The sequence below is a fragment of the Daejeonella sp. AP26 genome, assembly GCF_056680515.1.
The window spans coordinates 173,817-188,922 of sequence record NZ_CM155286.1 but is presented as its reverse complement, the minus strand read 5'-3'; the positions used below and the strand labels follow the sequence as shown (position 1 = coordinate 188,922).

The 15,106-nt window shown below is 43.2% G+C and carries 9 protein-coding genes; all 9 read right to left on the bottom strand.

Translation table 11 applies throughout. The features are described from left to right. Positions 1-26 precede the first annotated feature (26 nt). The 9 genes from AC1MCB_RS00730 to AC1MCB_RS00690 all read right to left on the bottom strand — a co-directional run bounded on the left by AC1MCB_RS00730 (position 27) and on the right by AC1MCB_RS00690 (position 15,020). A complete protein-coding gene (locus AC1MCB_RS00730; RefSeq protein ID WP_479968770.1) occupies positions 27-185 on the bottom strand; it encodes a glycoside hydrolase family 20 zincin-like fold domain-containing protein in 159 nt (52 codons plus the stop codon). Positions 186-574: 389 nt separating this feature from the next. Then, positions 575-1,432 carry a glycoside hydrolase family 16 protein gene (locus AC1MCB_RS00725; RefSeq protein ID WP_479966831.1) on the bottom strand — a complete coding sequence of 286 codons (858 nt, stop codon included), beginning with the start codon at positions 1,430-1,432 and terminating at the stop codon, positions 575-577. A 4-nt stretch (positions 1,433-1,436) separates the two neighbouring features. After that, positions 1,437-3,980: a beta-N-acetylglucosaminidase domain-containing protein gene (locus tag AC1MCB_RS00720; RefSeq protein WP_479966830.1), complete on the bottom strand. Its 2,544-nt coding sequence runs from the start codon at positions 3,978-3,980 to the stop codon at positions 1,437-1,439. Positions 3,981-4,095: 115 nt separating this feature from the next. Next, a complete protein-coding gene (locus tag AC1MCB_RS00715) occupies positions 4,096-5,724 on the bottom strand; it encodes a beta-N-acetylhexosaminidase (RefSeq protein ID WP_479966829.1) in 1,629 nt (542 codons plus the stop codon). Positions 5,725-5,912: 188 nt separating this feature from the next. After that, complete coding sequence (locus AC1MCB_RS00710; RefSeq protein ID WP_479966828.1) at positions 5,913-7,583, bottom strand: beta-N-acetylhexosaminidase; 1,671 nt, start codon at positions 7,581-7,583, stop codon at positions 5,913-5,915. 70 nt (positions 7,584-7,653) lie between these two features. Next, the gene (locus AC1MCB_RS00705; RefSeq protein ID WP_479966827.1) at positions 7,654-9,201 is read right to left on the bottom strand and encodes a sulfatase family protein; all 1,548 of its coding nucleotides are present in this window, start codon (positions 9,199-9,201) and stop codon (positions 7,654-7,656) included. A 17-nt stretch (positions 9,202-9,218) separates the two neighbouring features. Beyond that, on the bottom strand, positions 9,219-9,605 hold the full coding sequence (locus tag AC1MCB_RS00700; protein ID WP_479966826.1) for a BACON domain-containing protein: 387 nt from the start codon (positions 9,603-9,605) through the stop codon (positions 9,219-9,221). Positions 9,606-9,735: 130 nt separating this feature from the next. Further along, positions 9,736-11,556: a RagB/SusD family nutrient uptake outer membrane protein gene (locus tag AC1MCB_RS00695; RefSeq protein ID WP_479966825.1), complete on the bottom strand. Its 1,821-nt coding sequence runs from the start codon at positions 11,554-11,556 to the stop codon at positions 9,736-9,738. An 11-nt stretch (positions 11,557-11,567) separates the two neighbouring features. Continuing rightward, positions 11,568-15,020: a TonB-dependent receptor gene (locus AC1MCB_RS00690; protein WP_479966824.1), complete on the bottom strand. Its 3,453-nt coding sequence runs from the start codon at positions 15,018-15,020 to the stop codon at positions 11,568-11,570. Between the last annotated feature and the right edge of the window lie 86 nt (positions 15,021-15,106).

Sequence of the window (15,106 nt, the reverse complement as noted above, 5' to 3'; positions counted from 1 at the left end):
ATAAATCGTTTAATAAAATCAACCGACTACTGATGACGACATACATCCATCATCATTCCTCGCAAGCTAAAGCGTGGCTCGTCTTCAATATGAACCGCCGGAATTTTATTATTACCGCCAACAGGAATTAATTGCATCAGTGTTTGTAAACCGTAAAATAATCCATTCTCTGCATTGGCTTTAATACAAATAGCTGATGGTGTTACATCCAGTACATAGCCCTCCGCATTTGTTGCAACGGATGGATCTAACGTTTCAGTCCGGGCTCGTTGTAAGGAACAACGGTCTGGTTATTCAATTTGAAGTTCCCCTTATTTTCTTTCAGTGTTTTGGGAAGGGAATAATTTACAGGTTCGTTTGCGCCGAAGCAGATAGAGTGATAAAACAGAAAATTAGTACTGCGATTTTTTTCATACTAATACCTATGTAAAATCCTTAAACTTCTTAAGTTTAATCGATAAAACGACTTCTAAAGCTTTTATATCCCTAACCGATAAAGATGTAGCTCACAGGGCAGCTTAAAGCAGCCGGTTAACATTTTGCTGAAGAACCAAACTCAGCCAGGTCTATTAAATTAATAGCTTGCCAATCCATAAACCCTCACATACTCAATTTCTGTTTGAACAGGTAGTACAGAGTCATCAATTACACCAACCCATGAGCCTCCCAAAGCCTGATTTAATATAAGGTAAAAATGTTCGTCGAAGGGCCATTGCAACCTATCGGCAGACAAGCCCGCTTTCTTTGGGTAGGTAAAAGTTATATTACCGTTTACCAGGAAATCAATCTTTTCAGGAAACCATTCTACCCCGAAAGTGTTAAACTGGCCAACAGAGAACGGCGGGGTGTGATTGTTAGGCGGGTCGTTTGTGATACCGAGGTTGTCCACATAGTGCGAATGGATCACCTGGTAAATTTTTGCATCGTTATTAAGATGTTCCATGATATCGATTTCGCCGCTCCCAGGCCAGCCGCCAAATACCTCCTTTTCCGGCATCATCCATATTGCTGGCCAGGTTCCCTGGCCGGAACTTAGCTTCGCTTTTACTTCTACCTTACCATATTTAAAACTAAACTTTTTAGAAGACTCCACTCCTCCGGTATGGTAACCATCTGCGTTTTTTACCGCTTTTAAAATCAATTTTCCGTCTTTCACAAAGGCATAATCGCTCGAGGTGGTCATGTATTTTTTCCAGTCCGGCGTTCCTTTAGTTACCAGGGTCCACTTCAACGGGTCTACGTTTCCATCATTTTCAAAATTATCTTCCCAAACTAATTTCCAATGGCGTTTTTGCAACACAGTAATCTCGTCAGTCGTTTTTCGCGCACCCTTACCACCGGTTAATACGACCTTTTTTGTACGTTCTGCAACGGTGCACCCCATTTGCAGAGAAACGAGGAATGTTGAAATGAGCAATAATGCAATTCGCATATTTTTAATTGTTCGTTATCTCATAAATCCTCAAAGGAGCTGAGACTTTAGTTTCAAATAATAGACTTTTCGTTTTTTTAAGCTGGCCCGCATCTATTGAGAACAGTTCCTCCGCACCCTGATAAACCAATGTTTTTCTACCTCGTTTATTTACAGCAAACACAGAAACCTTTTCACCACTGGTTTTTAACAGAATACCAATGGTGGCTTTCTGCAGATCGGCGGGCAGGTTTACCTTTGCAGGAGAAGAATTCGTAAAAGGGGTAAAAGTCTGAATGCTTCCGTCCTGAGCAAACAATCCCTTATCCTGGTCGGCTAAGGGTTTAATTAACAGCTTAAAACCTTTTAAAAAGAGGCTGCGTGTAGTATCCGAAAAGTTAATGAATCGAATAAGCTGTACAGGCTGGCTGAATGTGGTAAGATTACCCTTTCCCCGTTTCTCTACCACCGGGATGGTTTGCCAGGTATTGCCATCAACTGAAACCTCAAAGCGTCCCCAGGTGGACAGATTTCCAGATACCAGGTTAAACTCAAGGTCGGCAGGTACCAGGCCATTTTCCAGGCTTAGTCCAAAATACTCGTTTTTCTTCAGCGACAACACTTCCAGCACAGGCGAAATAGCCAGGCTGTTATTATCAAGCAACAAAGGCTGGTTACGCAACTTTTCAGAATTGGTATAAATAGCAGTCCTCCGGTTCGCTTCTTCGTTGGCTTCCCCTTTATCCAAAGTGTTGATGAATGATGCACCGGTCTGCTTAAACATCTCCCTTATAAAGGGCGCCAACACCAATGACCCTGTTTCTACCCCCGGCTGATAGGGGTTTTGATTCAAGGTTTTATCAATAGTCACCATGCTATCAAGCAAAGACTCGGCTCTCAGATATTCCGACCAGGCTTGAGTTTTATCTTTCTCATCTAATAAAGCTGCCGTTCTCATAACTGAAGTTCCTGCTTTGCCCAGTAGTTCAAACTGTATTAACCAGGGAGATATTTGTTCAAGCATCCGCTTATTTTTGCTTTTCCCTTTTAGCTGTTCAGCCACCGGGACAATTAGTTGAAATTCAGAGCTAATTCTTTCTGCTAAGTCCTCCTGATAGCTCCCTTTGCCATAACTTAGTAAAAATGAATCAATCGAGGGTTTCATATCTACCGATTCCTCCCGGCGGTACCGGTGCCCGTTTGGACCAGGATCACTATTATGCGTGTTAAATAATTGAAAAGCTTCGGGCGCTTCAGGCATGATAAATTTATTCGCCGCTTGCCAGGCTCGCGCGGGATCGTAACTTTTCATGTTCCATGAATATAGCGCAATGCTGAAAATCGCAGGCTTAGATGCCTCGGCTTTATCCATCGGGTTTGACACAAAGCCGGACATATCCGCACTCGCGTTGGTATCAAGTCCGTAAGAAGGGCCCATCAGCAGATGATCACGAACATAATCGCTCACCGGGAAATTCCACCAGACAAATGCGGGACGCTTTATCCGTTTGTTCACCCATTCCAGGCCTTCCTTCGTGATATCGTCGACTACACGGTTGCCGGTCCACATGATATGAACAGCGGGATACAACTGATCTCCCAAAATATCGAGATAAGTATTGGGTTTAGGGTCAGCCCAGCTTTTATTATATTCCGTGGGACACATGATCAGCGCTCCTGCGTCTTTCTTTTTTTGGATAAAATCCTTCTGAATATAATTTAACAAGCCGGCTTGCTTGGCTGCGTTTGTGCCGCTACCAGAAATATCATCAAAAAACACGGCAAACGATCTGATGCCCAAAGCATACATCATATCCATTTTTTTCAAAATGGCCAGGCTGTCGCTCAGGTTCCATTGGATATCCTTACCGGGATGAATGGCCCAGATAAAATCAACTTCATTCCGTTTGGCTTCCTCAACCAATTCTCTGATTTGCTGCGCATTTTCTGAAGGATAGGCCAGTCGCCAATTGGGAGACGAGTGATACGGATCATCTTTAGGCCCGTAGATGTAAGTGTTGAGTTTGAGTTTACCGTAAAACCGTAACTGCTCGATGCGGTCCTGGTGGCTCCATGGATCTCCATAAAATCCTTCAACGGTACCTCGAAACGCTACATCGGGATAATCCGTTATTTGCCCAACGGGCAACGTCAGCAAACCGTTCGCATCTTTTTCTGCCAGCTGCAGTAAAGTTTGAACGGCGTAATACACTGCCCTTTGGTTGTTGGCCTCAATTGTTATCCCGTTTTGCCCAATCGCTAATTGATAGGCTCCCACACGTTTTAAATCAGGATCTGTTGCTGCCGGCTTCTTTACAATAAACGGAAAGTTTTTAGTAACCGGACCCGATGGGAAAGTTGTATTCAACAGCTCGGGAATATGTTTTGCAAGTGAAATATGGCTTTCAATCCTGAAGGCCGGAACCCCAAAACGTTCACCTGTGAAGCTACTTTTTTGAGGCTCGGGGTAAATGGACGGCGTTTCATTAAAGGCAAATACATTTAAGGAAATAAATAATAGCAGCCCTGTGAAGGCAAATCTGATGTGATCAAGTAACATGATTTTCATAAAGCAGAAGTTAAGTAGCGGAAAAAGGGGTTAGTATATCCTATTCATAAAATGTCCTGGTCTTCCATAACTGGAAGCAGGTAGCAACAGGTCATCACGAGGACATTAAAGACCGTCAATTTTGCGCAACCTCGGCCTCATTCAAGGGTGCAAAATGAATACCCCGTTTTTCCCAATCTTTTAAAATGGGCAGCAAAGCCTGCCGGAACTGTTCATAATTTTTTAAAGCAGTATCGGTCCAGCCCACCTCAGCGAAAGCCGCCAAACGTGGAAAAACCTGGTAGTGCATCTCTCCATTGGTTGGAATCCACTCGCCCCACATCTGGGAGCCAGTGCCGATTATCTGGTTGTGAAAACGGACATCCAGATCCTTTGGTACCGGGTCAAAGTCATAGGCCTTTGAAAGTGAGATCGATGAATACGAATAATCCAGATAAGTACGTTCATGTAAGGAGTTTACAATGTCATAGCCCTGCTGTGCAGCTTGCTTCAACAGTTTGGCGTCGCCTTTCCAAAAATGAACAATTACGTTTTTCGCCAATGAGGTCTCCGCATTATCGTCCCCTTTTTTCTCTTCAAAATCCGGATGAATGTTGATGCCCATAATTTCATTCCAGCCCATCATCCGGCGATCATTTTTTTCAATAAACTGCGAAATGTCATTGGTAAAATTCACTTGCAGATCCGCATAGGTTTTTAAATTCTTACTTTTCATGTAGGCATTTACCTTCTCAGATTTCGTCCAGGCTTCATAGCTCACCTCATCGCCACCAATATGAATAACTTTGGAGGGAAAAAGAGTGAATACCTCCTGTAGGACATCTTTGATAAAACCGGTTACTCTTGGATTGGTCACATCATAAATATCATCGAATCGCCCAAATTTTACGGCGACTTCAACTGGCTTATTTTCCGTGCCCAACCAGGGGTACGCTGCCAATGCCGCGCTGGCGTGGCCTGGCATTTCAAGTTCGGGTACTACATTAATATGCCTGTCGGCGGCGTATGCCACAATTTCTTTGATTTCGGATTGTGTATAGAACCCGGAATGCGGCTCGCCTGACTGTTTGCTGCTTTTCCATTTCAATTCGCCAACCTGGGTGCTTTTACGTTGAGACCCAACTTTGGTAAGCAAAGGATATTTTTTAATTTCAATGCGCCAGCCCTGATCATCGACCAGGTGCCAATGGAAAACGTTCATCTTCAAACGGGCCATCTCATCTAACAAAAGTTTCACCTGTTCGGTGCCCTTAAAATACCTTGCTTCATCCAGCATAAAGGCACGCCACTTAAGCCTGGGTTTATCTTCCACCGTCATCAACGCAATTTGCTTGCTATTCTTAGTAGAATCAATGGCCTGCTGTAACGACTGGAGTCCGTAAAAAAGCCCGGTAGTAGTGGCCGCCTTGATTACTATTTTTGAAGAACTCACTTTTAGCCTATACCCTTCATTTCCCAGAGTACTTGACATAGCGGGATCTAGTGAAAGGTTGATAGAATTACTCAGATTCTTACCAGCCTTCAGGGAAAGCTGCACATTTAAACCTTCTTTCAAATTTTTCTGCAATAAGCCGGCTTCTTTTCTTGTATCGGCCGTATACACAATGTTTTGGATCTTGCTAAGTTCTAGCTTGCCCGGTTCGACAGATATTTTATTAGGTCGTGGTATGATATTGATTTGCTGGGCAAAGCCTTCATAGCTAGCCAGGGTAACCAGTAAAATCATGCAAAAATGTTTCTTCATAGTGGATTAGTTTTGGGGAATATTGAATTAATGTTTAAAGGTAATTTCAGCGTCGCCAAAGCTTGGTAGTCGTTATCGGATCCTTTATTTGATGGCCAACTACTATACCCTACATCGTTATACTTTCGTCCATTTCGAAGTTTTGTGGAACTTCTCCAGGAAAACCACTGGGCCGCATTTAAAACAATTCATCTACGGTTTGCTTCATGTGTCTGGCCTGTAAACAGCGAGGGATGAAAGCGTATACCTTTTTGTTGCCAACCTATAAAATGCCAGCCATTTAAGCGGTTAACAAAGCTCACATAATTTTTTGAGGCCAATGGCGACCATAGCGCCTCGGCTATGGCGGGCATACGCGGTAACATCATATACTGAAGGTGCTGCACCGAGCTGATGAATTCGGTCCAGATAGCAAACTGACCACCAATAATCTGTTCTTTTTCAGAACTGTTCAGTGAAATGGGTTGGGGATCGTATTGATATACCTTTTCGAGAGTATTAATAGAAGCCTTTGCTGCAAAGGGCTCACCCTCAGGTCCTGCCTGGTAGCGGTTGAAATAAAGCGGCTTACTTGGCGACATGATGGCGTTATGACCTTGTTTGGCTGCGGCCACCCCGCCGTTTTCTCCGCGCCAGCTCATTACCGTTGCCGACGGCGTCAGACCTCCCTCCAGTATTTCATCCCATCCCAATAGTTTTCTATTGTTAGCAAGAAGATGTTTTTCTATCCGGCCAATAAAATAACTTTGCAATTCTTCCTCAGTTTTTAGCCCTTCTGCCTGCATTCTTCCCTGGCACCTGTCGCACTTTTCCCAATAGGCTTTATCCACTTCATCACCTCCAATATGGATATATTTTGATGGGAATACCTGCATCACCTCATCCAACACCTGTTGTAAGAAAACAAAAGAACTGTCACGTCCGGCACAATAATTAAAACTGATTTTGGTATGATCAACAACTCCGTTCCAGGTAGTTGAATTTGGTGTTGCCTGTGGATGCTGGCTGCAGGAAAATTCAGGGTAAGCCGCTAAAGCGGCTCCCGAATGCCCGGGCATTTCAATTTCGGGCACCACGGTAATGTTCCTGGCTGTGGCATAAGCCACCACCTCTTTAGCCTGCTCCTGCGTGTAAAAACCTCCATAAACGTACTGGGGACCTGTTGGAGCCGGCTCCTTTTTATATATCACAGAACCAGGTATTTCTTTTCGCCAGGCACCAACTGATGTTAGTTTAGGGTAATTTTTAATTTCCAGCCGCCACCCTTCATTATCTGTTAAATGCCAGTGGAATACATTCATTTTGTACAAGGCCAATAGGTCGAGAATATCTTTAATGGCCTCAACAGAATAAAAGTGCCGGCTTACGTCAAGCATCATACCCCGCCAGGCAAAACGGGGTTCATCAGTTATTTCCATGCCGGGCACCTGCAATGCCTCATTGGTGCGGATAGCGGGCAGTGTTTGTATCAATGACTGCAAGCCGTAAAAAATACCGGCTTTGGTATTTGCCATTATTTGAATGGCAGAGGACGAAACCTTAAGCTGATAGGCTTCCGATTCTAAACCTGGTAAGGTTGTTAATATAAAACTAATGGACTTCTTTTTCTGCCGGTTCAGCGAAAGTTCATGTCCTGAGATACCACGAATGTGTTTTGCAAAAAATTTACCCAGCACATGTAAATCATCATTGCCACCATCAAATTGAATGGAAGTATTCCCATCAATAATGAAATGGTTATTGTTAACCTGAAGTTCTGCTGGTAACGGAACAATATTCACCTGCGCCCGGGTTTGAAACCAAATCCCGTTTAACAAAAACAGAAGCAGTGAGTACGATCGGATATTTGCTTTATTCATAATTTATAGTGGCAACTCAGACGATTGTTAAAGCGCGAATCCTATTAACTTTAATAAATGAAAGAGTAGCTTAATAGAGCGAATGATCTGATTTGAGGATTTTTAACGCATCACCATCCTCATATTTACCTATCAAATCGTTCAACTGAGTTTTTAACATGGCGGTAGTTTTTGCATGTTTTTTCTTTCCATAAAGGTTTTTCATTTCATGGGGATCGTTCTGAAGGTCGTACAGTTCCCATGATTCCACTCTCTTATAAAAACGGATGAGTTTATAGCGCTTGGTTTTGATGCCAAAATGCGGCGACACCGAATGTTCTCCATTCTCGTAATAATGGTAATAAAGAGCATCACGGCTTTTCCCTTTTTTGTCTGACAGTAGAGGCAATATGGATTCCCCTTGAATATCTTCAGGAACCGCAATGTTGGCGGCATCAAGCATGGTTGGCGCGATATCCAGGTTCATTACAAAATCGTTAGATACGCTGCCCGGTTTAATCACACCCGGATAGCGCATAACCATCGGAGTTCTGAACGATTCTTCGTACATAAAACGCTTGTCAAACCAACCATGTTCTCCCATAAAAAACCCCTGATCGGATACATAAATGACAATGGTGTTTTTCGTTAAACCATTTTTATCCAGATAATCAAGGGTACGACCGATATTGCGGTCTAAAGAGGCTGCTGTAGCTAAGTAGTCCCGCATGTATCGCTGGTATTTCCATTCCACCAGTTCTTTCCCGCTTAAGTTAAGAGCCTTAAGATCTTTATTAATGGGCTTGTAGTACGCATCAAATTTTGCCCTTTGCTCAGCATTCATCCTGGTTACAGAACCATCCTTTACTTCGGCAGGAAACATTTTCAAATCATAACCCATAATCATGGTCTTGTCAATGGTCATGTCCTGAACACGGGCGGCCTCCCTATTTTTATAGGTGTCGTAAAAATTGGCAGGCAAGGGAAAATTTACCTTATCAAACATGCCCATGTCGGTTGTATCAGGTATCCAGGTGCGGTGGGTAGCTTTATGACCGATAACCAAACAGAAGGGTTTGGTAGTATCACGTTTATCCAGCCACTTTTCTGAAACGTCTTCTACCACAGTGGATACATAACCATCGATTCTTTTCGTGCTGCCGTCCATCATTTGAAAGTCCGGATTGTAGTAACTGCCCTGGCCGGGAAGGACTTGCCAGAAATCAAAACCTTCCGGCTGAGTTTCCAGATGCCATTTTCCTATCCATGCAGTTTGATATCCACCCCCGCGAAGCTCTTTGATAAAGGTATTCTGGCTGCCATCAAAACTTGAATTTTCATTGTCTTTAAACCCGTTCTTATGACTGTATTTACCGGTGAGCAACACCGCCCGGCTGGGGCCGCATATCGAATTAGTCACATAAGCCTTATTAAAAATCACGCCCTCTTTAGCTATGCGGTCAATATTAGGCGTTTGCATCAGTTTGCCGCCATAGGCACTGATGGATTGAAAAGAGTGATCATCAGATACAATGATCACAATATTGGGGCGATTCGCCTGACTAAAAGCCGCTGGTGATGAAACCAGGAAAACTAAAGTCAGAGATAAGTTTAATATTGGTCCTCTAAATAATTTCATATTGCTGCCTGATCAAATTAATTTCCACTTTGCTCAAAAGTAATCGTTACCGGTTCAAGATTAAATGTCGGATTTACAGCCATTTCCACCTTCCGGGATAGGCCGGTGGTATTAGGTGAAATTTTAACTACAATCGTTTGATTGGCAGAGCCAAAGGCCTTAGCTGGCTTAAGCCACTGTTTGGCTTCATCGGGTACAACTATCCACCAACCGTTAGTACCTGCGTTAATTGTGACGTTTACATCCATACCGGCTGCCGGATAGATTGGTAGAGCACCCTGAACATCTACTGTGAAAGCCGAAGGCACCGGTTTTGGAGGCATTTCATCCTTGCTGCAACCTGCTAAAATCAGAGACAACAGAAATACGACGCATATGCTATAAAAATTCTTCAATGTTTTCATCTTAATAATCTTGATTATAAAATCTCCGGAAACTTGCAGGAGCCTTTCCCTCTTTTTTTGACCAGCCAGCTACCGCAAGTTTTCTCTAATATTTGTTTAATAGGTTTGATTATATTAATTCAATGTTTCACTACCAGTTAGGATTTTGTGTCCATTGTCCGTTTGTTAGCTGAATCATCCTATCCTGAATGGGCAACAGATAATCCCTTGACAAATTGAAAGCAAAGCCAGAGGGTAAAGTACCACGGTAGGGGTCCATATAACGGAGCGGGCTCGCATTACTGCCAGTTAGATAAAAGTTTACTGGCTTGCCAGCTGGTGGCGTATCATAATATAACAAAGCATCTTTATAAAAACCGCTTGACGTATTTTCGTTAGCGATGTTACTGCCGGTAAATAAAATCCCCAGAGGTCTTTTCCCAGTTATCAGCACGTCAGCTGCCGACCAGCGAAAGATATCATCCAACCGTGTTCCTTCTGCGGCGAATTCCACTCTTCTTTCCCGGCGTACACTTTGAATGGCTTTATCGAGGTCTTTAAAAGGATAATCCGCCTGCGTATTATATTCTCTATCAAAATCCACAGCAGGCATTCCGGCGCGGGCACGCAGTGGCTGTAAAGCCTGACTTATCAATACAGGTGATTCGCCTAACTCGGCCAATGCTTCAGCATAATTCAACAGAACTTCTGCGTACCTGAACTGAATTGCGGGCACCGAACTTTTATTATCATCAAATGTGGCTGATGCACTATTAACCTCAATATATTTATATAAGGGATAGCCTGTCGTATTCCGGTTAAAACCACTCTGGTTGATGGGCGGAAAGCTAGGTACGGTTCCTCCCGGCTTAAGTGGTTTACCCGGGACAGCTACTGTTTGCGATAGCCGCGGATCACGAAGATCCGGTCGCAATTCTGTTCCATACACTGATTGAGCGTCAGCTCTTGATGATCCAATAAACGGCGCACCGTTCCTGGTCAGATAGTCATCCACAAGAGACAAGGTAACACCCATATCACCCCCACCAGTTGAAAGATACTTACTAATCCCATGGCCGATATTTTCATTAGCATCGTACTTTCTCCATAACATCACCTCGTTGTTTGCAGAAAGGTTTAGCGTGGTAAATAAGTTTCCGTAATCTTCCAACGGTTTACCTGTATTGTAGATAGACCACCTGCCGCTATTGATGACGGTTTGGGCTGCTGTTTTAGCTGTGTTTAGCAGGTCGGTAATTTTCGAATCAGTAACCTCTTTACTCCAGAAAGGGTCATTATCCTGCTTATGGTACTTTTGCCAGGTTCCTTCATAAAGGGCAACTCTTGATTTAAAAGCCAGAGCTACATCTTTATGTATCCGCATACCCGAATTAGTACTCACAGCGGGCAGCAGGTTGATGGCCTGATCAAGATCTGCCAGAATAGAATCAACAACAACCACACGTGAATCCCTCGCCTGTTGGGTCATTTCCTGCTCGGCAGGCAAAACACTATTTACCCAGGTAACATCACCATACTTTTTAACCATATTAAAATGAAACCAGGCCCTGAAAAACTTGGCTTCACCCGCGTATTGGTCAATAATGGTTTGATCACCTGTGGCATTTTTATAATTTGCCAAAAAGTAGTTAACGGCTCTTATACTGTTGTATTCAGTAATTCGGGAGGCATTACTAAGTGTCAGGTTTCCGTTTAAACGGATATCAACCGCAGTTATGATCATGTTGTCGCTGGTAGCATCCGAAAAGGCAATCCCAGTGTTACCCGTAACTGCAGGATGCCCTGGAAAGCTTTCGTAAAATTGATTAACATAAAGGCGGAGTTCATTGGTAGTCGCCAGGCTGCCGGAAGTTGAAAGCGCATCAAGCGGCTCTCTGTCAAGGAAGTCTTTTTTGCACGATATAAAGGTCAATATGATCGCAACAAGGCATATTTGATTAATATATTTCATGATGATTCGTATTAAAGGCTAAGATTAAGACCAAAAGAATATACTTTGCTCAACGGATATATTTTACCCGGCGCATTCCCACCTACAAGCGTTTCAGGGTCAAACATTTTAGCCAGCTTTGTGAAAGTAAGTAGGTTCTCTCCCGAGAAAAAAACGTTAACCCTGGTCATTTTGGCCTTTTGCACCCAGCTAACAGGTAAACTATAACTGAAGGTTAGATTCTTAAGTCGGAGATAAGAAGCATCCTGAAGATACCTGTCTGACACCTGCTGGGTTTTACCAGCGTAAGAATTAATAGAGCCTACCGGCGAAGCGTAAGGATTGGGATAATAAGCATTCGGGTTTTCAGTTGACCAGTAATCAAGATGCTGCTTAAATACGGTTACTTGCGCTAAGGCTCCTGAACCCCAGAAGTAAGCGTCCAGCATGTTTGGTGCGAATTCGCGTTTCCCAATACCCTGCCACAGCATGCTCATAGAAATTCTTTTCCAGGTAACGGAGCCATTCAGTGAATATGAATAGCGTGCGCTGCTGTTACCAATGATCGACAGATCACCCATATCTCCGATACTGTTGGCCCCCTGATTTATCTTCCCATCATTATTCAAATCCAGGTAATTCACATCCCCTGGTTTCCAGGGCTGCCCCGACAGAAATGAATGATCCAGGCTGTTAAATGCTGTTGCTTCTTCGGCCGTTTGAATCAAACCCGGAGACGTGTAACCCCAAATTTCACCTGCCGTTTTACCAACATACCAGGAGTCTCTTGGGTTATTTTTATTCGGATTTTGATACTTCGTTACCACTGATTGATTATCTGAAAGCAATCCGCCTACCGTAAAAGAAACCTGCTCACTTATTTTACCATACCAGTTTAAAGAAAGCTCCCAGCCCCGGGTACGAAGATCCGCATTATTACTTAGCGGCGGTGTTGCGCCATACATATCAGCTATATCCAGCGAAGGTCCCAGCATGTCCCGGGTATTCCGCTGATAAATGTCAACGCTACCGTTAAACCTGCTGTTGAAAGCGGTAAAATCTAATCCCAGGTTTGTATTTTCAATTTTTTCCCACGTAATAAACGGATTAAACGCCCCCGGAACGGTTATATATGCCTCCCTTCCATTCCCAAAGTACCATCTGCCTCCTGTGCCAATACCCGGTACGGTGATGTTCATATTTTCTGCATAGGAATACAAACCGGCCCCCGACTGATTGCCCAGGAAACCGTACGAACCACGGATTTTTAACTGATCTAACCATTGCACATTCTCCTGGAAAAATTTCTCCTGATCTATATTATAGCCTGCAGATACCGAAGGGAAGAATCCCCACCTGGAGTCAGACGCAAACCGCGATGACCCATCATACCGACCATTTAATTCCAAAAGAAGTTTAGACTTGTAGTCATATGATAAACGTCCAAAACCTCCTCTGGTCGCCCAATGTGTTCTGCTCTCGCTAACTGTTTGAGCTCCGGTAACCAGGGAAACGCCGGGGCGTGTATTGCTGATCAAATCCTGGGCATTGGCAGTCAAACTCTTGAATTCACTAAGCTCTTGCTGAAATCCCGCTATTACAGCAAAATTGTGCGCCTCATTAATGTTGAAATTATAAGAAGAATAAATGTTGGGAGAAATGTAACGCGAATTCAACATGCCGCGGCCATAGCTACCTTTTAACGGGATGTTATATTCAGACCGGTTAACCGTTATCGGAGTACCGTTTATTCCATAAATTGTTCCCGGAAGCTTCAAATTAGTTTGTTCTGTGGTTGATTCCCTTAAATTTAGGTCTACATTGATTTTCCATTTCTTTATCGGTTCGAATTCTAACCCGGTTAAAAGAGCCAGGTTGGTGTGATCATCCCGTGCTTCCGAACCAGACTGCAGGTAAGGAACCATAGACTGTTCTGACCAGTTTCCGTTTAAATCATAAGGAGACACATTTGGCCTCATCCGGGCCAGGTTATGAAAAAAGAGATTCTCAAATCCTGAAAAAGGGCTGGTAAATTTGGACCGCGTGTATTTTGTATTCACTTTTAACTTAGCCCAGCTTACAACTTGAGAAGTAACGCTGGCATTTAAATTATAACGGTTATAATCAATGTCGGCGAATCGCATACTTCCACCTTCACCATAATAACCTCCGGAAACAAAGTACTGGGTCGCTTTAGTACCGCCGCTCATGCTCAGGTTATGATTTTGTTTTAACGCATTAGGCTTATAATGCAAACCAAACCAGTTGGTATTAGCTACCCCGTTTGAACTGTTCTCCCAATTAGCATAGTTGTTACTGTTTACTTCCGGGAAAACCGATATTTCGTTGGGATTCTGAATATACCGCTCTAACAACTTTAATTTATCATCTGAGTATTGCCTGATGCCCAAAGCGTTGAATGTGGCCGAATTATAAAATTTAGCAAAATCTAATGAGTTTGCCATATCCGGCAAATTAACAGGAGTTGTTAATCCCACATTATTGGAATAGGAAAAAGCTGTGCGATCGGCGCTTCCTTTTTTCGTAGTAACCAGGATTACGCCATAAGCTGCCCTGGATCCGTATATGGCCGAAGCTGATGCATCCTTTAATACGGATATTGATTCTATATCATTCGCGTTTACATCTCCTAATGACATTTCTAACCCGTCAACCAGAATATAAGGATTGTCACCCCCGCTTATATTTCCTATTCCACGTATGTTCAGATTAAAATTTTGACCCGGTTTAGTATTGCCCCCAACATTTACATTTAAACCTGGTACCAGGCCCTGTAAGCTTTGCGTGACATTGGCTACAGGTCTGCTTTCAAGCTCTTTGGCAGTGACAACAGCAACCGAACCGGTGAGGTTAACTTTCTTTTGGGTACCATAGCCAACTACCACTACCTCATTAAGATTAGAAAGTTGTGGTACCAGCTGAATGACCAACTCCGCTTTTGACTGGGCTTTAACTTCCTGCGGATTATATCCTAAAAACGAAACAACCAGGATGGAAGCCTCATCAACATTTCTCAGGCTGAAAAATCCATTAATATCAGACACAGTATTTAAAGTTCCATCTTTCACTTTAATGCTTGCGCCTGGCAAGGGTTGGCCGGTCTCATCTAATACTTTACCTTTAACACCAATGGCTCCCAAATAATCAATGACCGATTGTAAAATTGAAGGTTCTTTTTGCTTTAGAACAACAATTTTATCCTGAATTGAAAAGGTTAAGGCCTGACCCGCAAGACATGCATTTAAGGCCTCCTCAATACTGGCCATTTTAACGTTAACAGTAACGGGTTTTGCTTGTCTGATAAGCCCGGCATCGCCTAGAAAATCATATCCGCTTTGTTTCCTGATTTTGTTAATGAGGGTTTCAAGAGAAGCGTTTTTCTCTTTTAAGGTAATCTTTTGCGCAACACTCCTGGCGTTAACATGAAGAAAACATACAGTTAATATGGCGAAGGTTAATTTCATAACTCGGAGCATTGTTTTAGGAATACCTGGGTACTGCCGCGTCCTAAATAGAGTGTAAAATTTCATACATTTGGTTGTTAGGTTTA

Coding starts and splice junctions, on each gene's coding strand:
- AC1MCB_RS00705 (WP_479966827.1), bottom strand. CDS start 9,201: ATGAAATTATTTAGAGGACCAATATTAAACTTATCTCTGACTTTAGTT.
- AC1MCB_RS00690 (WP_479966824.1), bottom strand. CDS start 15,020: ATGAAATTAACCTTCGCCATATTAACTGTATGTTTTCTTCATGTTAAC.
- AC1MCB_RS00695 (WP_479966825.1), bottom strand. CDS start 11,556: ATGAAATATATTAATCAAATATGCCTTGTTGCGATCATATTGACCTTT.
- AC1MCB_RS00725 (WP_479966831.1), bottom strand. CDS start 1,432: ATGCGAATTGCATTATTGCTCATTTCAACATTCCTCGTTTCTCTGCAA.
- AC1MCB_RS00700 (WP_479966826.1), bottom strand. CDS start 9,605: ATGAAAACATTGAAGAATTTTTATAGCATATGCGTCGTATTTCTGTTG.
- AC1MCB_RS00710 (WP_479966828.1), bottom strand. CDS start 7,583: ATGAATAAAGCAAATATCCGATCGTACTCACTGCTTCTGTTTTTGTTA.
- AC1MCB_RS00720 (WP_479966830.1), bottom strand. CDS start 3,980: ATGAAAATCATGTTACTTGATCACATCAGATTTGCCTTCACAGGGCTG.
- AC1MCB_RS00715 (WP_479966829.1), bottom strand. CDS start 5,724: ATGAAGAAACATTTTTGCATGATTTTACTGGTTACCCTGGCTAGCTAT.